This is a genomic window from Mycobacterium sp. NAZ190054 (assembly GCF_001545925.1).
Lineage (GTDB): Bacteria > Actinomycetota > Actinomycetes > Mycobacteriales > Mycobacteriaceae > Mycobacterium.
In genome coordinates this window covers 31,716-54,245 of sequence record NZ_LMVQ01000223.1, presented here as the reverse complement: position 1 = coordinate 54,245, position 22,530 = coordinate 31,716, and the positions used below count along the sequence as shown (strand labels likewise).

Sequence of the window (22,530 nt, the reverse complement as noted above, 5' to 3'; positions counted from 1 at the left end):
ACCCCAACGGGCCGGGTTGAATCCGCACAGCCGGCGCCGAGTCGCGGTTGCCGGGCCCCGCTCAGGCCGAGGTGGTCGACCTGACACCGGCCGTGCCGTCCCGGGAGCGCTCCGCGGCCGTGCTGTCCCGGGAGCGCTCCGCGGCCGTGACAAACGCGCCGAACAGCCGCATCCGGTCCGCTTCGGGGCCGTCGTCGTCCTCGGGGTGCCATTGCACGCCGAGGTAGAACTTGTCGGGATCCTCGACGCCCTCGGTGATTCCGTCGAGCGCGCGGGCGGCGACCACGAGGCCGCGGCCGAGCGCGTCGACCGCCTGATGGTGCCCGGAGCGCCCGGTGACCCGGTCGGTGCCGAGGATCGCGGCCAGCCGGGTGCCCGGCACGATGTCGACCGGCTCGTCGACGAACTGCGGTTCGCCCGGCGCGCCGTGGTGTAACGCGTAGTCGACGATGTCGCCGATGACGGTGCCACCGCGTGCGACGTTGAGCAGCTGCGAGCCGCGGCAGATGCCGAAGACCGGGCGGCCGGCGACCTCGGCCGCGGCGATCGCGGCGAACGCGTCACGGTCGGCGCGCGCATCGACACCGTAGGACGTCGGGTGCTGGGCCGCCACGCCGTAGCACGACGAATCGATGTCGCCGCCGCCGAGCAGCAGCAGACCGTCGAATTCCCCTGCCGCGTCCGGATTTTCCAACGCGGTGGTGGTGTCCCACAGTTCGTAGCTCGCGCCGAGCTCGACGAGCGTGGTCAGCGCGACGCGCGTGAAGCGCCGGATCAGTGCGGCGTCCTCGGCGCTGATGTCGGGAAAATTCAGAGACGCCAGAACGCAGACGTGGGCGCGCGGGCGCTGCGGGCCGGGACGGTCCGGGGTGACGTCCTGCAGCCGCACCCGTTCCACGGCGGTCATGTGCTGGAGTCCTTTCGTTTCCGCGCACGGTCCACCAGATCGATGAACAGTGCCGCGTCGGTGGCGCAGTCGGCGTGGCGGTCCTCGGGGCGCCACTGAACGGCGACGATGTCGGCGCGGCGGTGTTCGACCGCCTCGACGACACCGTCGGCGGCCAGAGCGGTGGCGACCAGACCGGGCGCCAGTCGATCCACGGCCTGGTGGTGGTAGGAGGAGACGTCGATGGTCTGTGCGCCCACGATGGCGTGCAGCCGCGAACCACGCTTGACGTGCACGGGATGAATCGCGTTGTGGTGCAACGTGTCGGTCTCGACGACGTGCTGGATCAAGGTGCCACCGAGAGCGACGTTGAGGACCTGCATCCCCCGGCAGATCGCCAGCGTGGGCATGTCGAGGTCGATCACCGCCTGCGCCACACCGAGATCGAGGTCGTCCTGGAACGCCACCGTGCCGGTGGTCTCGGGCGCCGGCTGCGCCCCGTAACGGCCCGGTTCCACGTCGGCACCGCCGGGCAGGAGCACGCCGTCGAACCGCGACAGCCGCCTCGGCAGTTCGGTCAGCGGGTCCGCGGCAGGCCCGTGCAGCACCACCGGTTCGCCGCCTGCGGCCCACACCGCCTCACAGATCGCCTCGGCTGCCAGGGTCGCCGAGAACCGCAGGATAGGCACCCGCGCGGCCCGGCGCCCGACCACCGCCACCAGGGGTCGGGTCACTCAGTCTCCCGCGAACGGATAGTCGAGCGTCGACAGCCACTGCGCCCAGACCTTGCGCAGGCGCCCGGACTCGATGAGCCGACCCAGCGCCGCGTCGATCTCGGCGAGGGTGTCGGAACGGTCCTTGGCCACCCCGATGCCCCACCGGTTACCGGTCTGCACCGTGAACGCCAGCTCGTAGTCCGGGTGTGTGGCGCCCAGCGGGACGAACACGACGTCGTCGTCGACCACCGCGTCCACCTCGCCGGTGCGCAGCGCGGCCAGCATGTCGGCGTACACGTCGTCCGATCCGGCGCCGAACGCGACCGGCTGGGCCCCGGTGAACGTCTGCGCCAGCGCCATGTTGGTGCTGTTCTCGATCGCGGCGACCTTGCGGCCCACCAGATCCTGCGCGGACCGGATGCCGGAGCCACGCCGGACCAGCACGCCCTCGTGGAAGATCGCGTACGGACGGGTGAAGTCGACCTGTGCCTGCCGTTCGGCGGTGATGCCCTGTCCGCACAGCACCGCGTCGGCCTCACCGCGCTGCACGGCCGGGATCATGTCCACCCACGGCACCCGGACCCACTCGACCGGTCTGCCCAGTTCGGCGCCCAGGATCTCGGCGACACCGGGTTCGTAGCCCTGCCGTCCGCGCTCCGGGGTCCACAGCGAGAACAGCGGCGGCGCCTCGGCATCCAGGCAGGCGAGCCTGAGGGCGGCCGTCACGGCGCGTCGTTCCAGTACATCTCGCGCTCCCATTCGGTGACGTGTCCACAGAACCGGGCCCATTCGTCGGCGTGGAAGTCGACGAGCAACGCCGACAGTTCCGGCCCGAACGCCTGGTTGAGCACCTCGTCGGCGCGGAAGGCGCCGATGGCGTCCCCGAGGGTCAACGGCAGCGCCGGGAACCGGTCGTCGGCCGGTGCGTCGTAGGACGAACCCTGGGTCGGATCGCCCGGGTCGATGGCATTCTTCATGCCGTCCTCACACGCCGCCAGGATCACCGCGTGTGACAGGTACGGGTTCACCGCCGCGTCGGGCAGCTTGTACTCCAGACGCCCGACCGCCGACAGCCGCACGGTGCAGGTCTTGTTGTCCAGGCCCCAGTTGATCCGCGACGGCGCGAACTGCCCTGCGTCCCAATACCGCTTGTAGGAGTTCACCGTGGATCCGTTGACAAGCATCGCTCCGGCGGAGTGAGCCAGCAGCCCACCCAGTGCGTGCCGTCCGATCTCGGACAGATGCAGTTCGGTGACGCCGGGTTCGGCGAGGACGTTGACGTCGTCGCGCCAGAAGCTGAAGTTGTGGTGGCACCCGTTACCCATCATGCCGGTGGCGGGTTTCGGCATGAAACTGGCGTGGATACCGAGCTCGCGGGCCACCTGCTTGCAGATCTGCCGGTAGGTGATGAGCCGGTCGGCCGTGAGATCGGCGCGGTCGTACATGAAGTTCAGCTCGACCTGGAACTCGTCTTCGTAGTCACCCTCGATCATGTCCAGGCCCAGCGCCTGGGCGTACTCGATGACCTTCTTGACGATCGGCCGGTTCCGCTCGAGGTGTTCGATGTGGTAGGACGGGCTCGACCCCGGCCGGAACTGGGCCTCCAGGCCGTCCCCCTGCCAGGTCATCTCGGGTTCGCAGCCGGTCCGCAGCTCCAGACCGGTCCGGTCGGTGAACCGGGTGAGCATCCTGCGCAACAATCCTCTTGTGTCGCAGGAGAACTCGGAGCCGGCACGCTCCAGCAGATGATCCGGTTCGTAGAGCCGGCAGAACACCCGCGCGAAACTCGTGTCCCACGGCAGCACCGCGAACGTCTCGAGGTCCGGGATCGCGGTGTACTCGGGCGCGTTCACCCCACCGGCAAGCAGCACTCCCTCGCGCGTGCCCTGCAGGTTGGCGATCGCGGTCTGGTGCTGCTGCACACCGCGGATCGCGAGCCGCTCGAAATGCCTTGCCGGGGCCACTTTCCCGACCACCCGGCCGGTGATGGTGACCGCCTGGAAATAGACGAACTCGACGCCGTGTTCGGCGATGGTGGAAAGCGCGGCGGCGAGTTCGGGGCTGGATGCGTTGAGTTCCCGGTGGGTGTCGAGGGGCGTGACGGTCATCGCGGGTCAGTCCTCGATGACGATCGCCTGAGCGGGACACACATCGGCCGCGTCTTCGACGTAGGCACGCTCCGAATCATCGGGATTGCCGTCGTACTCCAGCTTCCCGTCGTCGTTGAGGGTGAAGACGGCGGGTGCGGCGATGGCACACTGGCCGTGGTCCTGGCATTTGGCGAGATCGACGGTGACGTGCATTCGGCGTTCCTTTCAGGAGGCGGGGCTGAAGCCGATGGGCAGCGTGATCGGACCCGTGTTGCCCGAGTCGGGCAACCAGGTGGCACCGGGAAGCTCGTGCGGGTCGAGCAGCCGGCGCGCCAGCAGGGGAAGTGCCTCGCTCATGTCCGAGCGGGCCACGAAGTGCCCCAGGCAATGGTGGGCACCGCCACCGAAACCGAAGTGCGGCTTACGTTCTGCCGCGATGTCGAACCCGGGCTCGAAGACTCGCGGGTCGGTGCCCGCCGACTCGCTGTACAGGTGCACGGTGGTGCCTGCGGTCAGCGTCACCCCTTCGTATTCGAAGTCCTCCAGCACCTCACGGGTCACCCAGCGCACGGTGGGGTTGACGCGCATGACCTCCTCGACGGCCTTGCCGCCGAGCTCGGGCCGTTCGGCGAGCAGGCGCCACTGGTCGGGGTGGGCCATGAAGGTCTGCATCGCGAGCCCGAGCTGGTTGCGGGTGGTGTCGAATCCGCCGAAGATCAACAGCACCATGGCATCTCGCAGCTCGGTGTCGCTCAGCCGGCCGTCCTCGGGCCGCGACGCGTCGACCAGTGTGGTGACGAAGTCGTCGCGCGGGTTGACCTTCCGGTCGGCGATCAGTTCGTCGCAGTAGGCGTAGAGGGTATTCAGCGCGGACTCGATCTTGGGGAGGTCCTGACGGATCGTGATCCCGAGGGCCAGGCCGATGGTGGCCGACTCGGAGGCGATGACCTTCCACTCGCTCTCGGGGATCCCCAGCATGATCGCGATGACGCGGGCCGCGTAGGGTTCGGCGAACTCGCTGACGAATTCGCAGCGGTCCGGTTCGGCGAAGCCGTCGATGAGTTCTTCGGCCAGGGCCTGGAATCTCGGCACGAGTCCGCCGATCAGCTTGTTGGAGAAGGCCGGATTCATCAGCCGCCGCAGTCGATGGTGTTCTTCGCCCTCCTTGTTCAGGATCCAGCTGGCGAACCATTTGGCGAAAGGCCCTTCGGTGACGCCGTTGTGAGCCGGCCACGCCGCGCTGCCCTGCCGCAGCTTCGGATGCTTGAGCAGGCGGTTCACCTGTTCGTAGCGCAGGACGGCCAGGCCGTATTCGGTGGTCGCATACCAGCTTTGTTCGCGGGCCGCGTGCACCTCGGCAGAGGTGATGGAGAACGCCGGGTCGGCGACCTGGAACGCCGGGACGGAACCGAGGATGACCGACGACACCAGTACTACCTCCGAGAGTGCGACCGAATGGTCACCAAATACTCTAGAACTAGATGCTTCAAGTCAACAGCTGGAGGGCGATTGCCCGTTAAAAGTCGGTTACGCGCCGCCAGGCTGCGACTGGTCGTCGTCCGGGGGCCACGCGATGGCGACCAGCCAGCCGGTTCCGAGCGGCATCTCCGCGACGTCGCGGAACCCTGACGGATCCGGCGCCGGGGACACCGCGGGCATCGCGGGCAGCCGGGATCCGACGAACCACCGCGGGGTGTTCGCCGCGATGACACGGCGTTCGGTGTTGACGACGACGGCGTCCTCGTCGCAGCGGCGCAACACCTCCAGCAGCCGCCGTTCGACCTCACCGACCACCAGGTCGGCGCCCGCGATACCGAGAAAAGTCCCGTCGGCCACCACCGGAACCGTGGCGGTGATCGTGTACATGTCTGAGCCGCTGTAGTCGACATAGGGCCCGTACGCCACCCGCGCCTGGCCGCGCTTGGCCAGTTGGAACCAGTCCATCTGCAGGTAGTCGTAGACGTCGATGCTCGTCGGGTCGAAGTTGAGCCGCAGACGCGTCACGCGGTCGCTGGTGCGCTGCCACCACGCGAGATAGCGCTCCTGGCCGTCGACCACGAACGGCGCGGCGATGAAGCCCATGCCCCACACCGCGTGCTCGTCGCGCAACCGGTCGGCCAACTGTCGGTGCAGTGCACTGAAATGCGCCTCGCTCAGCGCGGCCCGCGGCGGCCGGCAGCGCACCACCTCCTCGGCGATCTCGCCGAGCAACTCGTAGAAGGGCTCCAGCGCGCGGGACGCGTCCTCGGCCAGCCGCAAGGCCTGCGATGGCGTTGTCATGACTCGATTCCCGCCACGCTCGTGAGGTCGAGGTTGACCTGGGTCAGGCGCGCGAGTTGGCCCATCACGTGCGCCTCGGCGAGCCTGCGTGCCTCCTCGGGGTTCTCCGACGCGACCGCCGCGGCGATCGCGTGTTGCTCCTGGACGTGGGCAGCGACGTCCATCTCGGGACCGATCGGCAGCCACACCAGCCCGGCCGCCTCGGCCTGCAGATTGGCCTCGCGCCGGGCCAGTCGCGCCGACTGCGACGCGATCGCCACCTGGATGTGGAACCGGCTGTCGGCGCGGATGCGGTCACCCAGCGTCGCCGCGGCTCCGAGTTGGTCGGTCAGCGCGAACAGTCTGCGAACCGCGTACGGCGCCGCACGCTCGGCCGCCAGCCGCGCCGCCTGCCCGGACACCGCGGTGTGTTCGTCGAACAGGTCGCGGAGATCGGAGGCGCTCATCGCGGCCAGCCGCGCGGTCAACTGGTCCACCGGCGGCCCTGCGGGCCGGCGAACGAACGATCCGCCGCTGCGGCCGCGACGGGTCTCCACCAGTTGCTGTTCGCGCAACGTCGCCAGCGCCTCGCGCACGGTCATCGGCGCGACACCGAACTGCGCGGCCAGGTCGATCTCCACCGGCAGACGCTCGCCGTCGTCGAGCAGGCCCAGGTGGATCGCCTCGGTGATGCGCTGCACGATCTCGTCGGCACGACCCACCGGCGCCTCGGTGGCGACGAGTGGCGACAGCGACGACACGAGCACCTCCTCCGCAGTCCGGCACGCCCGACGACGGGAATGTACCCGATCTGGAAGCAATTCCGTCGTTCCTGTTGCCCGATAAACAATAGGACTGTAGTTTTTCGGATCACTCGGGTTCCTGCATGTACCCCCGGCAGAAAGCAGGCTGATGTCCGCTACACGACCCACCTCCGGCGCCCGCGGTGACGATCACTCCGCATTCCCAGACCAGTCCGACGCCGCGCATCTGCACGCGCTCGGATACCGGTCGGAGTTCAAGCGGGACATGAGCCCCTGGGCCAATTTCTCGTTGGGCTTCACCTACCTCTCCCCTGTCGTCGGCATCTACACGCTGTTCGCGTTCGCGTTGGCGACCGGAGGACCGCCGATGATCTGGAGCCTGCTCATCGTCGGTGTCGGGCAGCTGCTCGTCGCCCTGGTGTTCTCCGAAATCGTGGCGCAGTACCCGGTCGCGGGCGGGGTCTACCCGTGGGCGCGCCGCCTGTGGGGCCGGCGGTACGCGTGGATGACCGGGTGGGTGTACCTGGCGGCGCTTCTGGTGACCATCGCGTCGGTGACCTACGGCTCCGGACCGTTCGTGGCCGCCACGTTCGGCATCGACGCCACGGTCGACAACATCATCGCGTTCTCGCTGGTGCTGCTCGCGCTCGCCACCGTGATCAACTTCATGGGCACGAAGGTCCTCGCCAAAGCGGCGATCATCGGGTTCAGCGCGGAGATCATCGGCGCTCTCGTGGTCGGCGGGTGGCTGCTGATCGCCCACCGCGAGCACAACATCGGCATCATCTTCGACAGCTTCGGCGCCGGCGGCGACGGCAGCTACATGTGGGCGTTCGCGGCCGCTGCGCTGATCGGCCTGTACCAGTACTACGGCTTCGAGGCGTGCGGCGACGTCGCCGAAGAGGTTCCTGATCCGGGCCGGTTGATCCCGAAGGCGATGCGCCGGACCATCTACATCGGCGGTGCCGCAGCGACTTTCGTATGCCTGTCGCTGATTCTCGCGGTCGCCGACATCCCCGCGGTGATCGCCGGTGAGGACACCGACCCGGTCAGCGCGGTGCTCGGCGAAGCCTTCGGCCCGGTGGGGTCGAAGATCATCCTGGTGATCGTCCTGCTCTCGTTCCTGTCCTGCGCCATGAGCCTGCAGGCCGCCGCGAGCCGGCTGGCGTACTCCTACGGCCGCGACGAAATGATCATGGGCAGTGCGCTGTTGAAGAAGTTCTCGGCCACCCGCCACGTGCCGCCGTATGCGCTGCTGCTGGCCGCCGCGGTGCCCGCCGTGATCATCCTCGGATCGAAGTTCTCCACCGACGCGATCACCAAGATCATCAGCTTCGCCGCGCTGGGGATCTACATCGGGTTCCAGATGGTGGTGCTGGCCGCGCTGCGGGCCCGCTTGAAGGGCTGGGTTCCCAGCGGCAAGTACAGCCTCGGCAAGTGGGGACTGCCCGTCAACATCGCCGCGCTGGTCTACGGCGTCATCGCGATGATCAACATGGCATGGCCGCGCACGCCGGATGCCCCGTGGTTCGACAACTGGATCGTGCCGCTGTCGGCCGCCATCGTGATCGGGGTCGGCCTGGTGTACATGGCGATTCACCCGTTGCACGACAAGAGCGCGGCGCCGTACGCCGACGCCATCCCCACCCCGAAGTGAAGGACGAGGACACGCCGTGACCGTCACGCAGCCGCCGTACCAGACGCTGAACCCCGCGACGGGCGAGGTGCTCGCGACGTTCGACACCACCACCGATGCACAGGTCGCCGCCGCGATCACCGCGGCCGACGAGGCCTACCGGGTCTGGAGCGAGCAGCCGCTGCAGATGCGGCTCGAGGTGGTACGCGACATCGGCCGGTTGCTGCGGGAGCGCGCGGCGGATCTGGGCGAGCTGGCACGGCTGGAGATGGGCAAGAAGATCGATCAGGGCACCGGCGAGGCCGAGTTCTCCGCGTCGATCTTCGAGTTCTACGCCGATCAGGGTGCAGCGCTGCTGGCCGACCAGCCCATCCCGACCTTCTCGGGGGGCACCGCGGTGATCCGGCGCCGGCCGGTCGGCGTACTGCTCGGGGTGATGCCGTGGAACTTTCCGGTCTACCAGGTGGCCCGCTTCGCCGCGCCGAACCTGGTGCTCGGCAACACCGTTCTGCTCAAGCACGCGGAATCCGTGCCGCAGTGCGCGCTGGCGATCGCCGATCTGCTGCGCGACGCCGGTGTGCCCGACGGGGTGTACACCAACCTGTTCGCGACGTTCGACCAGGTGGAGACGATCATCGGCGACCGTCGCGTCCAGGGTGTCTCGGTGACCGGATCCGAACGTGCCGGCGCCGCCGTGGCGGCCACCGCCGGACGGGCGCTGAAGAAGTGCCTGCTGGAGCTCGGCGGTTCCGACCCGTTCATCGTCCTCGACGGTGATGTCGGCGAATTGGCCCGCACCGCTTGGGAGTTCCGCACCTACAACATGGGGCAGGCCTGCAACTCCAACAAGCGGATGATCGTCGTCGACGAGTTGTACGACGACTTTGTCGCCGAATTGACCACGCTGGCGCGGAATCTCACGCCGGAGGAGATCGCCCCGCTGTCGTCGCGGGCGGCGGCCGAGACGGTCGCCGCGCAGGTCCGCGACGCCGTCGACAAGGGCGCCACCCTGCACGCCGGCGGCGTGCTCGCCGACGCACCCACGGCGGTCTACACCCCGGCCGTGCTGACCGGCGTCACCCCGGACATGCGGGCCTACACCGAAGAACTGTTCGGGCCCGTCGCGGTCGTCTACCGCGTCCGCGACGAAGACGAGGCCGTCGCGCTGGCCAACTCCTCGGCGTTCGGACTCGGCGCCTCGGTGTTCAGCACCGATGTCGCCCGCGCCGAGAAGGTGGCGCAACGTCTCGACGCCGGGATGGTCAACGTCAACACCCCGGCCGGAGAAGGGCCCGACATTCCGTTCGGCGGCGTGAAGCGCTCCGGCTTCGGCCGCGAACTCGGGGCGCTGGGGATCGACGAGTTCGTGAACAAGCAGGTCTTCATCGTCGCGGACTGAAGCGCGCCGGTGCACGCCCCCGGAAGCGCGTCAGTCACCACAGACCACGAAGCCCCGACCAGTGGCCGGGGCTTCGGGTCTGCGGAGTCCGGGGAGGTTACTCCGAGTCTGAGGCGTCAGACGATCCGGAATCGGAATCGTCCGACGAGGAGACGGACGACGTCTCGGGCTTGGTGGAGTCCTCGTCATCCTGGTCCGCGTCGACGGACCCCGAGGTCGCGTCGGCGGCTTCCTCGACTGCCGCCGTGTCGATCTCGTCCTCGATCACGGTGACGTCATCGCCGGCCCCGGTGACATCGTCGTCGCGCGAACCGGTCACATCGTCCCGGACCGATTCTTCGGCGGCCGCCTCGGCGACCGGCTCGGCGGCCGAGTCCTCACGGGCCTGCGCGCTGGTGTCCGCGGCGGCCGGGACGGCAGGGCCGTCGACGGCGGGAGCGGCGACGAACGTGCGCAGCGCGGTGGCACGAACGTCGTTGCGGCTGTATGCCTTGTCGATCTTGGCCTTGAGTTCGGCCTCGCGCTTCGCCAGGCTCGGGAACAGCTGCACCAGCGGAAGTTTCGCGGTGGGCACCAGGTAGTTGGTGGTGGTGCCGCCCTTGGAGTTGACGTCCACCGAGATGTTCTCCGCCGGCACCTTGGACAGGTCGGCGAACATCATCGGGACGTGGACGTAGATTCCGCCCGCGATCGCGTTCATGACCGCGAGGCCGTTCCACCAGCGGTCCGGGAAGTCCGCCATACCGTCGTACTCCCCGGTGACCACGATGATGTCGTACTCGGTCTCGGGCGCGGGCCGGTAGGTGTAGTCGAAGCTCTTGTTGTACCGGGTCTGGTTGATCAGTTTCTGACGGCTGGAGTCCGCCACCAGGACGAAGGTGATCTGATTCTTGTCCGGCGCCTCGGCGTCGGCGGCCAGTTGGCGCAGCACCTCGTTGACCACCAGTGACCCGGCGGACATCCCGACCACGGTGACCTTCTCGCCGTCGACGTAGTTGCCGTTGGCGTCCTTGCCGAGGCGGTCGAGAGCCGCGTCGATCTCCGCGTTGAGGTTGTCGACACCGATGTTGATCGACGCTCCCAGCGTCAGATCACCCCTACCGGTGTACGGCGCGGCCTCGGCCGGCCAGTTGACGCTCACCCGCTGCTGATCCTTCAGGGACCCCCCGAGTACCTGACTCATGACGACGTCATGCATCGACGACGTCGCGATACCCCCGATGACCAGGGCCGAGCTGCTGCCCCAGGCCGACGTGGCAGTCGTTGCCGCCAGCAAGGCCGAAGCAAACGCCGTACCGCACGCGATGCCGGCTTTGCGCACCCCGATTTTCATGGATTCTCCCCGTTGTGAAGCAGTGATTCGACTCGCCGAGATCCGGCGGTGAGGAAAGCATAAGTGGAGTTATCGGGCCCGTGCCAGCAAAATTTTAAGATTTCTAATAGTTGTATCTGTAGCAATCGATGTCTGCTTAGCCAAACTGCCGTCGATCGCGGGAGCCCAACATGTTGTCACTGGGCATAAGACCGCATTGATCTGGCACTATCTTGGTCTCACCGAGCGAATCCGGGTACCAGTGCGCGAGCCAGAAGTTATCTGAATCCCTAAGAAGCTATTAAAAGTTCGCCACCCGACTCAGCGCTGACAGCACACCCGTCTGACATCACCTTTCACTCCGGCAACAGCCGCGGGGTACGCGTTCCCTGCCCGCCACTCGGCCGTGCATGCCCAGAGCAGATGCGTGTGGCCCGACGATCTCTGGGCAAATCGATTGAATCACCGGCGAACGGGTCCGGAGCGTTGGTGGGCGCCGGTGCGTCGCGGACGAGGGCCGCAGAGATGGAAGTGGCCCCCGGCTCGCCACTGTGGAGCGTTGTGTCAGTTCATGTTCCAGGGCTCGCCGTAGGTGGTGACGCTGTCACCTGCTGACGAGATCAGCCGAGCGTACGGGCGCAGCAGCACACCACCGGCAGCACCGGTCACCGTGCCGTGCGCGTTGGACACCGCCACCGAACCACCGGTGCCGGTCACGTCCACCGAGAAGGTGGCGACCTCCTGGATACCCGGGCCGTTGCCCAGGTCAGCCGAGATCGAGACACCCGGGAACAGCGGCGGGGTCACGATGCTGTCGCCGAAGCCGAAGAGCGGGTCGTCCGCCTGGGGACCGAAGCCGAAACCGTCGTAGGCGATGTTGGGGGTGGTGTAGCTGAAGTTGATGCCCACACCCAGCGACCACGGGAAGCCCACCTGGTAACCCAGCTCCAGCGTGCCCTCGAAATCATCGGCACCCTCACCGGCCACGATGTAGGTCGCCTTGCCCGAGTGGAACCACTCACGGGTCAGACGGTTGCGGTCCAACGGAAAAACACCATTGAGGAACGTGTCCCACTGCTGGATCGTCAACGTCCGACCCTGGCCGTCGACCAGGCTCAGCTCGTTGTCCAGCCCGGCATGAGACGTGCCAGAGCCGGCGAACAGAGCCGCGATGGACGCGACCATCGCGATCAGCACCCGACTGATTACCTTCATGTGTGTCCCTCATAAGGTCGACGGCCGCCCCACTGGACGACCGTTGAGTTCATGCCTGGCTGGCGGAGCGATTTCTTCACCCCGGGTGAGCGGTGCATCCAGGGATGCCCCTGGCTGCCCCGCTTTCTTATGCGGCCTTAAGCCGGTCCTAATGTAAGCCAGATGACATCACCCCGCGTGGCGAAGCAACCTTTCCGTTCCGAAATCTCAGCCGTTTCACAGGACTTTGTACACAAACCGACGAGAACAGCTAACTCACAGCAACTTTGGAGGAATGCCCTCACCAGGACTGATGGACCACCTGAGCACGTTACCGCCGGGCTTTCACGGTCTGCGTGACGACATACGTTGCGGCGGAAACTGATTGCTTGGGAAAACACCTTGTGCGCACCGGCGGTGTCCGGGCCCGGTGCTGTCGGTTCCGTAACCGTGTCTGGCCTAGACCGTCGTCAAATCGGCGCCCTGGGTCCCGCTGATCCGCCAGACGGCCACGACCGTGACCAGACCGCACGCCGCGGCGAGCACGACCAGCGGCAGCCGTGAGACCGCCTCGGCGTGCAGGCTGCTGGCGATCAGCGGAGTGAAGCCCGCGCCCAGCAGCGCGGCGAGCTGGTAGCCCATCGACGCGCCCGTGTACCGCACCGTGGTGCCGAACATCTCGGAGAACAGCGCGCCCAGCGGGGCGTACATCATGGATTGCAGGATCTGCGCGAGCACCATCGCCGCTGTCAGCCACAGCTGAGACCGCGCATCCACCAGCGCGTAGAACGGCCACGCGTACGCGATGATGCCGACCGCTCCGCAGAGCATGACGAGTCGCCGGCCGACGTGGTCTGACAGCGCGGAGAACGCGGGGATGGCGACCAGTCCGGTGAGGGACGTGAAGATCAACGCGGTCATCACGTCGGTGCGGTCATACCCGATCGCGGTCGCGTAGCTGATCATGTACGTGCTGATGAGTGCGGTCAACGCGAACGGGCCGATCCCGACGGCGCACGCCAGCACGAGTGTTCGCGGCTTCCTGAGCACTTCGACCAGCGGCACCTGCGCGGTTTCGGCGGGGGTGCGCCGTGCCGCTTCGAACACCGGACTCTCGGTGATGGACAGACGCACATAGACGCCGATCGCGAGCAGCAGCACACTGATCAGGAACGGGATGCGCCAGCCCCAGGACAGGAAATCGTCGTCGGGAAGCATCGTGATCAACGTGACCACCGCGACCGACAGCAGCGAGCCGATCGGCGAACCCATCTGCATCACACCGTTCCAGAAGCCGCGCCGGTGCGCCTCGGCGTGCTCGGTGACCATCAAGGTGGCTCCGCCCCACTCCCCGCCGATCGCGATGCCCTGGATCACGCGCAGCGCCACCAACAGAACGGGTGCGGCCACTCCGATGGCGGCGTAGGTGGGCAGCAGCCCGATGAGGAAGCTGGCGGTTCCCATCAGGACCATGGTGAGCACGAGCATGGACTTGCGGCCCAGACGGTCACCGAAGTGCCCGAACAGGATTCCCCCGACCGGTCTGGCGACATAACCTGCGGCCAGTGTCCCGAACGCCGCGATGGTGGCCGCCGCGGGATTCGATTCCGGAAAGAACACCAGCCCGAAAACCAGGGCGCTCATCGTGCCGTAGACGAGGAAGTCGTAGTACTCGATGGCGGTGCCCAACAGACTGGACAGCGCGACCCGGCGCAACAACACCGGATCAGACGTTGAGGTCTGCTGCATGGGTCTCCCTGGGACACAACGTGTTCACGCCACCGTCTCGGCACCGCGGTGGGGCGCGGGCCCACGGTGAGCCGCGTTGGCATCATTGTGTGCCGACGGCTGGGCCGGACAAGGGTGGCGTCCACTCACCGGAACGCCGTTGGCCGCACCCGTGCCGATCCTGTGGAATCGCAGGATGACAGTCGACTACCACGAGACCTTGCGTGAGATCAGCACTCCCTCCGGCGTGCTCCGCTATCACGAAGCCGGTGACGGTCCCGTGCTGCTGCTGCTGCACGGCTCCGGCCCGGGTGTGACCGGGTGGCGGAACTATCGCGGCAACCTCGAGGTGTTCGCGAGGCACTATCGCTGCCTGGTGCTGGAATTCCCCGGCTTCGGCGTCAGTGACGACTTCGGTGGGCATCCGATGCTGGACGCCCAGGGTGCGGTCATCACGTTCGCCGACGCGCTGGGATTGGAACGGGTCGACGTGATCGGCAACTCCATGGGTGGTGGGGTCGGCATCAACTTCGCCATCAAGCACCCCGACCGCATCGGAAAGCTGGTCACCATCGGCGGCATCGGCACCAACATCTTCAGCCCGGGGCCCAGCGAGGGCATCAGGCTGCTGCAGGAGTTCACCGAGGAGCCCACCCGGCAGCGGTTGGTCGACTGGCTGCGCTCGATGGTCTACGACCCCGCTCTGGTGACCGACGAGTTGATCGAGGAGCGCTGGGCCCTGGCCACCGACCCCGAGACCCTCGCCGCGGCGCGGCGCATGTACGGCAAGGCCGCGTTCGCGGCGATGATGGAGATGATGCGCAAGGCCGATGTCCCGATGCCGTGGGCCACGATGCACAAGGTGTCGGCCCCGACATTGCTGACGTGGGGCCGCGACGATCGGGTCAGTCCGCTGGACATGGCACTGGTGCCGATGCGCACGATCCCGAACGCGGAGTTCCACGTGTTCCCGAACTGCGGGCACTGGGTGATGATCGAGGCCAAGGCCGCGTTCGAACGGACCGTCCTCGCGTTCCTCAGCGGGACCGCATGATCCTGCGGTATCCGAGGAACCGCACCGCATAACGCGGCAACGCACGGGCCGGGAGGCGTGCCGGCCACGCTGACGACCGGAAGTACGCGTCCGATCCACCATCGACGAACACCACACTGCCGCAGAGGAAATCAGCGGCGTCGGAGAGCATGAACACCATCCAGTCCGCGAGTTGACCGGCATCACCGAAGCCACCGATCGGAACCGGGAACGCCCGCACGGCCCTGGCCTCGGAGGGGTTGGCCAGTTGTTCTGCCAGCAGCGGCGTCATGATCGCCCCGGGCGCCAACGCGTTGAGCCGGATTCCGCTGCCCGCCCATCGAGGAGTCACCGCGTGCTCGCGCACCCAGCGCGACACCGCCATCTTCGATGCCGCGTAGATCATGGGCGCTGACCGCTTGCCGAACCGGCGCACCGCGCGTAGCGCCCTGGCCGGGTCGCCGGCCAGGAGCGCGGAAACCGCTCGGCGCGGCACCAGCGGTGTGGTGGTCACCGAATTGCTGGCCACGACCACCACTTTGGCCGCCCTCGCCCGTGCGAGGGCCGGCTGCAGAGCGCTCAACAGGTCGACCACTCCGAAGAAGTTCACCTCGGCGATCTGGCGATCACGGCCGGTGATCGGGCCCAGGCCGGCCGCCAGCACCGCACCGTCGAGGGTTCCGCCGCACGCCGCCAGGACTCCCTCGGCCGCGGCCCGCCGTCCCTCCGCTGTCGACAGATCGGCGACCACGTCGAGCGGTCCGGGCGTGCCTGTGCCTGCCGGTGGGCCGTCCTCCGCTCGAGACCGCGGGGAGGTGATGTCCACGCCGATCACGGTGTGCCCGGCAGCACCCAACCGTGCCGCGGCCTGCAGCCCCATGCCCGACGCGGACCCGGTCACCACGTACGTCCCGATGCGGATGCTCCTCTACGGCTTGCCGACCAGCACGGGCACTACGGCGCCTCGAGCAGTTCAAACCCCTTGTATCCCGCGGCGGCCACCTCGGCGCAGATGTCGAGATACGCGCCGAAGCCGCCGATGAACAGCATGAACACTCGCGGTTTACCGGGCACGTTGGCGCCCATGTACCACGAGTTGGCCCGCGGGAACAGGGTGGCGTCGGCGCGGCGATTGCATTCGGCGATCCAGTTGTCCACCGCATCCGGGGTCGCCTCGATGGCGGCGAGATCATGCTCGTTCAGGTACGTGATCGCGTCGGAGATCCAGTTGATATGCGCTTCGGCGTGCAGCACCATGTTGGCCAACACCGCCGGCGCGCCGGGACCCGACACCAGGAACAGGTTCGGGAAGCCGTCCACCCCGAGGCCCAGGTAGGTGCGCGGTCCGCCGGACCAGTCGTCGACCAGCTTCTGTCCGTCGCGCCCGACGATGTCGATCTTGGCCAGGGTTCCGGTCAACGCGTCGAAACCGGTGGCGAGCACGACCGCATCCAGTTCGAAATGGGTGTCGGAGGTGTTGATCCCCGTGGCGTCGATCGAGGTGATCGGGGTGTCGCGAACGCTGACCAACCTCACATTGGCCCGGTTGAACGTCTGAAAGTAGTTGGTGTCGGTGCAGATCCGCTTCGTACCGATCGGATGATCGTTCGGGATCAGCAGCTTCGCGACCTCCGGATCGTCGATGACCGCCCGGACCTTCTCTTCGTAGAATTTGCGGGCTTCCTCATTGGCGTCGAGGTTGATCATCTGATCGGAGAAGGTCTTGGAGAACAGCACACCGCCGAGCTGCCACCGCTTCTCGAAGGCCTCGCGGCGCTCCTCGGGACTGGCCTCCATCGTCAGCTTGGGGTGCGCCACGTGCGGGGAGCCGCCACCACTGCGCCAGGACATCCGCCGGCGCTCGTCGTAGGTGGCCTTGGCATGCGCGATCTCGTCGGCGGAGAGCGCCCGGTTACCGGCGGGCACACTGTAATTCGGGGTCCGCTGGAAGACGACAAGGCGCTCGGCCTGTTCGGCGATGATCGGGATGGACTGGATTCCCGAGGACCCGGTGCCGATGACTCCCACCCGCTTCCCGCGGAAGTCGACGCCTTGGTGCGGCCAGTCGGCGGTGTGGTACACCTCGCCCTCGAAGGTGTCGAGTCCCTCGATGTCCGGTTTCAGCGGCGACGACAGCGGGCCGGTGGCCATCACCACGAACCGTGCGCTGACGACTTCGTCGCCGTCGGTGGCGACCGTCCACCGCAGCGTCTCCTCGTCGAGGACGGCGGAGACGACCCTGGTGTTGAACGTGATGCCCGAGCGCAGGTGGAGTTTGTCGGCGACCCAGTTGATGTACTCCAGGATCTCAGCCTGCGTGGCGTACTTCTCGGTCCACGTCCACTCCTGTTGGAGTTCGTCGGAGAACGAGTAGCAGTAGTCGAGGCTCTCCACATCGCAGCGCGCGCCCGGGTACCGGTTGAAGTACCACGTCCCGCCGACCTCCGGTGCGGCTTCGAACACCCGTACCGACCAGCCCTGCGCCCGGAACTTGTGCAGGGCGTACAGGCCCGCGAAACCGGCGCCGACCACCACGACGTCGACAGAGCTCTCAGTCGCACTGTTCACGTGGTGAACGTTAGGACGACGGCCCTCAGCCGCCGTGGGTGTCTCCCGGTCAACGGTCACCGGGATTCCGTCCCGTCCACCGGTAGTGCCGGCGCGAAGCCCCGCCGCCGTGGGCCATGATGACGGCCCATGAGCGCCGCGACCCGTGCCGTACCCCTGACCGTCACCGACGTCGTCGAGGAGAGCCGGGACGCGAAGACGCTGGTGTTCGCCGTTCCCGGTGAGCACCGGGGACGGTTCGGCTACCGGCCCGGACAGTTCCTGACGTTGCGGATCCCGAGCGATGTGACGGGTTCGGTCGCGCGCTGTTACTCGCTGGCGAGTTCACCGCACACCGACGACGCCCTGAAGGTCACCGTCAAACGCACCGACGGCGGTTACGGTTCGAATTGGTTGTGCGACAACGTCTCTGTCGGCGACATCATCGAATCGCTGCCACCGTCGGGGGTGTTCACACCGCGCGACCTCGATGGTGACTTCCTGTTGTGGGCTGCCGGCAGCGGCGTCACACCGGTGATGTCGATCTTGAAGTCCGTGCTGGCCGCCGGCACCGGCCGGGTGGTGCTGTGCTACGCCAACCGGGACGAGGCGTCGGTGATCTTCGCCGCCGAGCTGCGCGACCTTGCGGCGCGCTACGCCGGACGGTTCACGGTTCTGCACTGGCTGGAGTCCGTCCAGGGGTTACCGACCCTCGCGCAGCTGACCAATTTCGCTCGCATGTTCGTCGGCTATCAGTCGTTCATCTGCGGGCCGGCGCCGTTCATGGCGGTGGTCAGGGAAACGCTCACCGAAGCCGGTGTCCCCCGCGACCGCATCCACCTGGAGGTCTTCCAGTCCCTCGACGGTGACCCGTTCGCCGACGTTCCGGTCGCGGGCGCCGCCGACGACGAGCCCGCCTCGGACGCCGAGGTTCTGCTCGACGGCGCGCTTCACAAGCTGCGCTGGCCGAAGGAACAGAACCTCGTCGACACCATGCTTGCTGCCGGTCTCGACGTCCCGTATTCATGTCGCGAGGGCAACTGCGGGTCCTGCGCGGCCACGGTCGTCGACGGTGAGGTGGACCTCGGCGACGCGGCGATCCTCGAGGACGACGACATCGCCGACGGCCTGTTCCTGGCATGCCAGGCCCGCCCGGTGTCGGACTCGCTGAGAATCGAGTTCTGACCCGGCGAATCACTTCCGCTCACTGGGAAAAGGCCGACGGGCGGCGGCCCGACGCGGCACCATCGGTGCCATGACACAACGGGTGATCGACCGCATCGCCGATCTGGCGGACCGGCTTCGCGAACAAGCTGTGGAAGCGGAGAAGATCGGCAAGCTCACCGATGACACGGTGAAGACGATGAAGCAGATCGGGTCCATCCGGCTGCTGCAGCCCAAGCAGCACGGCGGCCTGGAGGTGCATCCGCGGGAGTTCGCCGAGACGGTGATGGCCACCGCCGCGCTGGACCCGTCCGCCGGCTGGATCAACGGTGTCGTCGGCGTGCATCCCTACCAGCTCGCCTACGCCGACCCCCGTGTCGCGCAGGAAATCTGGTCCGAGGACGTCGACACCTGGGTGGCCTCTCCGTACGCCCCTCAGGGCGTCGCCGTACCCACCGACGGTGGCTACATCTTCACCGGCCGCTGGCAGTTCAGCTCCGGCACGGACCACTGCGACTGGATCATCCTGGGCGCGATGGTCGGCGACACCGACGGCAAGCCGCTGATGCCTCCCCAGATGCTGCACATGATCCTGCCGCGCAGGGATTACGAGATCGTCGAGGACTCCTGGGATGTCGTCGGCCTGCGCGGCACCGGGTCCAAGGACGTCATCGTCGACGGCGCCTTCGTCCCCGGCTACCGGACGATGGACGGCATGAAGGTCATGGACGGCACCGCCCAGCGCGAAGCCGGGATGACCGAACCGCTGTACCTGATGCCGTGGTCGACGATGTTCCCGCTGGGCATCTCGGCGGCCACGATCGGCATCGCCGAAGGCGCACTGGCCGCCGCGCTCGACTACCAGCGCCAGCGCGTGAACTCCAGCGGCGTGGCGATCAAGGACGATCCCTACGTCATGTACGCGATCGGTGAAGCCGCCGCCGACATCAACGCCGCGCGCCAGGAGTTGCTGGCCAACGCCGACCGCATCTACGACATGGTGGCCGCCGGCCGGGACGTCTCCTTCGAGGACCGCGCCGCCGGCCGGCGCACCCAGATCCGTGCGGTGTGGCGCGCCGTGTCTGCCGTCGACGAGATCTTCGCCCGCTGTGGCGGCAACGCCGCCCGCATGGACAAACCGCTGCAACGCTATTGGCGCGATGTCCATGTCGGCCAGGCGCACGCCATCCACGTCCCGGGCACCGTCTACCACGCGTCGGCGTTGAGCTCCCTCGGCGTGGACCCGCAGGGCCCGCTGCGGGCGATGATCTAGGGGCTTGCCATGAGCGTGATCAAGAGCCTCGGTTATGTCACCGTGCAGGCCACCGACATGGTGCGGTGGCGCCACTTCGCCTTCGGCGTCCTGGGTTTCGCCCAGGGCGGCGGGCCCGATCCGGATGCGCTGTACCTGCGGATGGACGAACGGGCCGCCCGGATCATCGTGACGCCGGGAGACACCGATAAGATCATGACGGTCGGCTGGGAGGTGCGTGATCACGCCGCGTTGGACGAGGTCAAACGCACGCTGGACGCGGCGGGCACACCCTACAAGGAGCTGGCGCCGGCCGAGGCCGACCACCGCAGGGTCGAGGAGGTGATCGCCTTCCAGGATCCGGCCGGGACATCGCTGGAGGTGTTCCACGGCGCGGTACTCGACCACAGCCCGGTCGTGACCCCGTTCGGCGCGACGTTCGTGACCGGGGACCAGGGGCTCGGACACGTCGTGCTTCCCGCGATGGACGTCAACGGGATGTTCGACTTCTACACCGGTGTCCTGGGATTCAAGTCCCGCGGCGCGTTCCGCGTCCCGGCCCCACCCGAGTTCGGACCCATCCGCGTGCGGTTCCTCGGTGTCAACCAGCGCCACCACAGCCTGGCCCTGTGTCCGGCCGCCACATCGCGGGATCCCGGCCTGATTCACCTCATGGTGGAGGTCGACACCCTCGACGCCGTCGGGCAGGCACTCGACCGGGTCGCCAAAGACGGCTTCCAGCTGTCCTCGACGCTGGGCCGCCACACCAACGACAAGATGGTGTCGTTCTACGTCCGCGCGCCCGGCGACTGGGACATCGAGTTCGGCACAGACGGAATGCGGGTCGACGAAACGTATTACACCGCTGAGGAGATCACCGCCGACAGCTATTGGGGACACCAGTGGGTCGATGACCTGCCCGCGGCGATGCGCCCATGAGCGAAGACGTCGTCCCGGTCCCGGAATCACTGATCACCGCCTGGGACCACGAGGCCGATGTCGTGATCGCCGGTTACGGCGTGGCCGGCGCGGCGGCGGCGGTGGAGTCCGCGCGCGCCGGTGCCGATGTGCTCGTGCTGGAGCGCACGGGTTCCTGGGGCGGCGCGGCGTCGATGGCCGGCGGGTTCATCTACCTCGGCGGCGGCACGGCGATCCAGAAGGCCTGCGGCTTCGAAGATTCGGTCGACAACATGGCCGCTTTCCTGACGGTGGCCATGGGCCCCGGGGCGGACGAGAACCGCATCGCCGACTACTGCGCCGGAAGTGTCGCGCACTTCGACTGGCTGGTCGGTTGTGGCGTCCCGTTCAAGGCCGAGTTCTTCGGAGAGCCCGGGTGGGAGCCGATGGGCGACCAGGGTCTGATGTACTCCGGTGGCGAGAACTCCTTCCCGTTCAACACGATCGCCTCTCCCGCTCCCCGCGGCCACGTACCGCAGATGACGGGCAAGAAGCAGGGCGAGTCCAGCGCCGGGTACATGCTGATGAAACCGCTCGTCGAGACTGCCACCGCAGCCGGGGCGCGGGCACTGTATGACGTTCGCGCGCAACGGCTTGTCGTCGCCGGAGATGGACGGGTCGTCGGGCTCCTGGCGCGCCGGTACGGCGCCGAGATCGCTGTCCGGGCGCGCCGTGGAGTCGTGCTGGCCACCGGCAGTTTCGCCTACAACGACGCGATGGTGGCGCAGTACGCCCCGCGCATCGCGGGCCGTCCCGCGGCGTCGATCGAGCAGCATGACGGCCGCGCCATCCGGATGGCCCAGGCGCTGGGCGCCGACCTGGCCCACATGGACGCCACCGAGGTGGCGATTTTCATCGACCCGCAGCAGCTGGTGCGCGGCATCCTGGTCAACGAACGCGGCCAGCGTTTCGTCGCCGAGGACACCTATCCCGGCCGGGTCGGGCAGCTGACGCTGTACCACCAGGACAACACCGCGTACCTGATCATCGACGGCGACGCGCATGACGAGGCGATGGGCTCGCTGTCGCCGCAGCTGATGATGCGCCCGCCCACCTGGGTGGCAGAGACGGTCGCCGACCTGGAAGGCGAGATCGGTCTCGCCCCGGGCTCGCTGCAGGCCACCGTGGCCGCCTACAACGAGGGCGCCGCACGCGGTGTGGATCCGTTATTGCACAAGAAGGCGCAGTGGCTGAAGCCGATCGGATCGCCGGTCGGCGCCGTCGATCTGCGGGAAAGCACCGGCGGTTTCACCCTCGGCGGGCTGGCCACCACCCTCGACGCCGAAGTCCTGCATGTCAGCGGAGAGCCCATTCCGGGACTGTTCGCGGCGGGTCGTTGCGCGGCCGGTCTGGCCGCGTGGGGGTATGCCAGCGGTGTGTCCCTCGGCGACGGCAGCTTCTACGGCAGGCGCGCCGGGCGCAGCGCCGCCCGCGGCTGACAGCCTGAATCTGCAGGTCGCGCGGTAGTTCGGCTCCGCGGCCCAGCCCGGAATGCGATGCCGGCCTGGTCGAGCGTGCCGCAGGCGACATTTGCCGTGTTCATGTGACAGCAGCCACAGCGATGTGGTACTTCTATATGACCAATAGGCATAT

General features: G+C 67.6%; 20 protein-coding genes. 7 read left to right on the top strand and 13 right to left on the bottom strand.

Annotation, left to right across the window (positions count from 1 at the left end; all coding sequences use genetic code 11):
- Positions 1–61: 61 nt before the first annotated feature.
- The 8 genes from ASJ79_RS16445 to ASJ79_RS16410 form a co-directional block, all read right to left on the bottom strand.
- Positions 62–907, bottom strand: coding sequence for a gamma-glutamyl-gamma-aminobutyrate hydrolase family protein (locus tag ASJ79_RS16445; RefSeq protein ID WP_067957107.1), 846 nt, complete (start codon positions 905–907; stop codon positions 62–64).
- Entirely contained in the window at positions 904–1,620 is a 717-nt protein-coding gene (locus tag ASJ79_RS16440) for a gamma-glutamyl-gamma-aminobutyrate hydrolase family protein (protein ID WP_067957105.1), read from the bottom strand. The genes ASJ79_RS16445 and ASJ79_RS16440 overlap by 4 nt, the downstream gene beginning before the upstream one ends.
- Positions 1,621–2,328: an ABC transporter substrate-binding protein gene (locus ASJ79_RS16435; protein WP_231750874.1), complete on the bottom strand. Its 708-nt coding sequence runs from the start codon at positions 2,326–2,328 to the stop codon at positions 1,621–1,623.
- Positions 2,325–3,710 carry a glutamine synthetase family protein gene (locus ASJ79_RS16430; protein WP_067957100.1) on the bottom strand — a complete coding sequence of 462 codons (1,386 nt, stop codon included), beginning with the start codon at positions 3,708–3,710 and terminating at the stop codon, positions 2,325–2,327. The genes ASJ79_RS16435 and ASJ79_RS16430 overlap by 4 nt, the downstream gene beginning before the upstream one ends.
- Before the next feature lie 6 nt (positions 3,711–3,716).
- Entirely contained in the window at positions 3,717–3,905 is a 189-nt protein-coding gene (locus tag ASJ79_RS16425; protein ID WP_067957097.1) for a ferredoxin, read from the bottom strand.
- 12 nt (positions 3,906–3,917) lie between these two features.
- Entirely contained in the window at positions 3,918–5,120 is a 1,203-nt protein-coding gene (locus tag ASJ79_RS16420; RefSeq protein ID WP_067957093.1) for a cytochrome P450, read from the bottom strand.
- A gap of 99 nt (positions 5,121–5,219) precedes the next feature.
- Positions 5,220–5,972: a hypothetical protein gene (locus tag ASJ79_RS16415; RefSeq protein WP_067957090.1), complete on the bottom strand. Its 753-nt coding sequence runs from the start codon at positions 5,970–5,972 to the stop codon at positions 5,220–5,222.
- A complete protein-coding gene (locus ASJ79_RS16410) occupies positions 5,969–6,712 on the bottom strand; it encodes a FadR/GntR family transcriptional regulator (protein WP_067957145.1) in 744 nt (247 codons plus the stop codon). The genes ASJ79_RS16415 and ASJ79_RS16410 overlap by 4 nt, the downstream gene beginning before the upstream one ends.
- A 151-nt stretch (positions 6,713–6,863) precedes the next feature.
- On the opposite strand from ASJ79_RS16410, the gene ASJ79_RS16405 reads away from it, so the two are divergent.
- Entirely contained in the window at positions 6,864–8,372 is a 1,509-nt protein-coding gene (locus tag ASJ79_RS16405; RefSeq protein WP_156448479.1) for an APC family permease, read from the top strand.
- Positions 8,373–8,388: 16 nt separating this feature from the next.
- A complete protein-coding gene (locus ASJ79_RS16400) occupies positions 8,389–9,750 on the top strand; it encodes an NAD-dependent succinate-semialdehyde dehydrogenase (RefSeq protein WP_067957087.1) in 1,362 nt (453 codons plus the stop codon).
- 97 nt (positions 9,751–9,847) lie between these two features.
- On the opposite strand, the gene ASJ79_RS16395 is transcribed toward ASJ79_RS16400, so the two are convergent.
- The 3 genes from ASJ79_RS16395 to ASJ79_RS16385 all read right to left on the bottom strand — a co-directional run bounded on the left by ASJ79_RS16395 (position 9,848) and on the right by ASJ79_RS16385 (position 14,005).
- Positions 9,848–11,083, bottom strand: a complete 1,236-nt coding sequence (locus ASJ79_RS16395) for a PE-PPE domain-containing protein (RefSeq protein WP_082753869.1) — start codon at positions 11,081–11,083, stop codon at positions 9,848–9,850.
- A 543-nt stretch (positions 11,084–11,626) separates the two neighbouring features.
- Positions 11,627–12,277 carry an MspA family porin gene (locus tag ASJ79_RS16390; protein WP_067957084.1) on the bottom strand — a complete coding sequence of 217 codons (651 nt, stop codon included), beginning with the start codon at positions 12,275–12,277 and terminating at the stop codon, positions 11,627–11,629.
- Between the two features lie 438 nt (positions 12,278–12,715).
- Positions 12,716–14,005, bottom strand: coding sequence for an MFS transporter (locus ASJ79_RS16385; RefSeq protein WP_067957081.1), 1,290 nt, complete (start codon positions 14,003–14,005; stop codon positions 12,716–12,718).
- 175 nt (positions 14,006–14,180) lie between these two features.
- On the opposite strand from ASJ79_RS16385, the gene ASJ79_RS16380 reads away from it, so the two are divergent.
- Complete coding sequence (locus tag ASJ79_RS16380; RefSeq protein ID WP_067957078.1) at positions 14,181–15,038, top strand: alpha/beta fold hydrolase; 858 nt, start codon at positions 14,181–14,183, stop codon at positions 15,036–15,038.
- Here the strand turns inward: ASJ79_RS16380 and ASJ79_RS16375 are convergent.
- On the bottom strand, positions 15,022–15,933 hold the full coding sequence (locus tag ASJ79_RS16375) for an SDR family oxidoreductase (RefSeq protein ID WP_067957076.1): 912 nt from the start codon (positions 15,931–15,933) through the stop codon (positions 15,022–15,024). The two genes, ASJ79_RS16380 and ASJ79_RS16375, sit on opposite strands and share 17 nt — an antisense overlap.
- Positions 15,934–15,971: 38 nt before the next feature.
- Entirely contained in the window at positions 15,972–17,585 is a 1,614-nt protein-coding gene (locus ASJ79_RS16370; protein WP_067957073.1) for an NAD(P)/FAD-dependent oxidoreductase, read from the bottom strand.
- 129 nt (positions 17,586–17,714) lie between these two features.
- On the opposite strand from ASJ79_RS16370, the gene ASJ79_RS16365 reads away from it, so the two are divergent.
- From ASJ79_RS16365 to ASJ79_RS16350, 4 genes are all read left to right on the top strand, one after another.
- Positions 17,715–18,749, top strand: coding sequence for a ferredoxin--NADP reductase (locus tag ASJ79_RS16365; RefSeq protein WP_067957071.1), 1,035 nt, complete (start codon positions 17,715–17,717; stop codon positions 18,747–18,749).
- A gap of 70 nt (positions 18,750–18,819) precedes the next feature.
- Complete coding sequence (locus ASJ79_RS16360) at positions 18,820–20,001, top strand: acyl-CoA dehydrogenase family protein (RefSeq protein ID WP_067957068.1); 1,182 nt, start codon at positions 18,820–18,822, stop codon at positions 19,999–20,001.
- Between the two features lie 9 nt (positions 20,002–20,010).
- The gene (bphC, locus tag ASJ79_RS16355) at positions 20,011–20,919 is read left to right on the top strand and encodes a biphenyl-2,3-diol 1,2-dioxygenase (RefSeq protein WP_067957064.1); all 909 of its coding nucleotides are present in this window, start codon (positions 20,011–20,013) and stop codon (positions 20,917–20,919) included.
- Positions 20,916–22,376: an FAD-dependent oxidoreductase gene (locus tag ASJ79_RS16350; protein ID WP_067957061.1), complete on the top strand. Its 1,461-nt coding sequence runs from the start codon at positions 20,916–20,918 to the stop codon at positions 22,374–22,376. The genes bphC and ASJ79_RS16350 overlap by 4 nt, the downstream gene beginning before the upstream one ends.
- The last annotated feature ends 154 nt before the right edge of the window (positions 22,377–22,530 follow it).

Excerpts from the sequence above, each read along its gene's own strand:
- ASJ79_RS16425 (WP_067957097.1), bottom strand. The coding sequence starts at position 3,905 with ATGCACGTCACCGTCGATCTCGCCAAATGCCAGGACCACGGCCAGTGT.
- ASJ79_RS16360 (WP_067957068.1), top strand. The coding sequence starts at position 18,820 with ATGACACAACGGGTGATCGACCGCATCGCCGATCTGGCGGACCGGCTT.
- ASJ79_RS16415 (WP_067957090.1), bottom strand. The coding sequence starts at position 5,972 with ATGACAACGCCATCGCAGGCCTTGCGGCTGGCCGAGGACGCGTCCCGC.
- ASJ79_RS16380 (WP_067957078.1), top strand. The coding sequence starts at position 14,181 with ATGACAGTCGACTACCACGAGACCTTGCGTGAGATCAGCACTCCCTCC.
- ASJ79_RS16430 (WP_067957100.1), bottom strand. The coding sequence starts at position 3,710 with ATGACCGTCACGCCCCTCGACACCCACCGGGAACTCAACGCATCCAGC.
- ASJ79_RS16365 (WP_067957071.1), top strand. The coding sequence starts at position 17,715 with ATGAGCGCCGCGACCCGTGCCGTACCCCTGACCGTCACCGACGTCGTC.
- ASJ79_RS16395 (WP_082753869.1), bottom strand. The coding sequence starts at position 11,083 with ATGAAAATCGGGGTGCGCAAAGCCGGCATCGCGTGCGGTACGGCGTTT.
- ASJ79_RS16350 (WP_067957061.1), top strand. The coding sequence starts at position 20,916 with ATGAGCGAAGACGTCGTCCCGGTCCCGGAATCACTGATCACCGCCTGG.
- ASJ79_RS16405 (WP_156448479.1), top strand. The coding sequence starts at position 6,864 with ATGTCCGCTACACGACCCACCTCCGGCGCCCGCGGTGACGATCACTCC.
- ASJ79_RS16445 (WP_067957107.1), bottom strand. The coding sequence starts at position 907 with ATGACCGCCGTGGAACGGGTGCGGCTGCAGGACGTCACCCCGGACCGT.
- bphC (WP_067957064.1), top strand. The coding sequence starts at position 20,011 with ATGAGCGTGATCAAGAGCCTCGGTTATGTCACCGTGCAGGCCACCGAC.
- ASJ79_RS16390 (WP_067957084.1), bottom strand. The coding sequence starts at position 12,277 with ATGAAGGTAATCAGTCGGGTGCTGATCGCGATGGTCGCGTCCATCGCG.
- ASJ79_RS16385 (WP_067957081.1), bottom strand. The coding sequence starts at position 14,005 with ATGCAGCAGACCTCAACGTCTGATCCGGTGTTGTTGCGCCGGGTCGCG.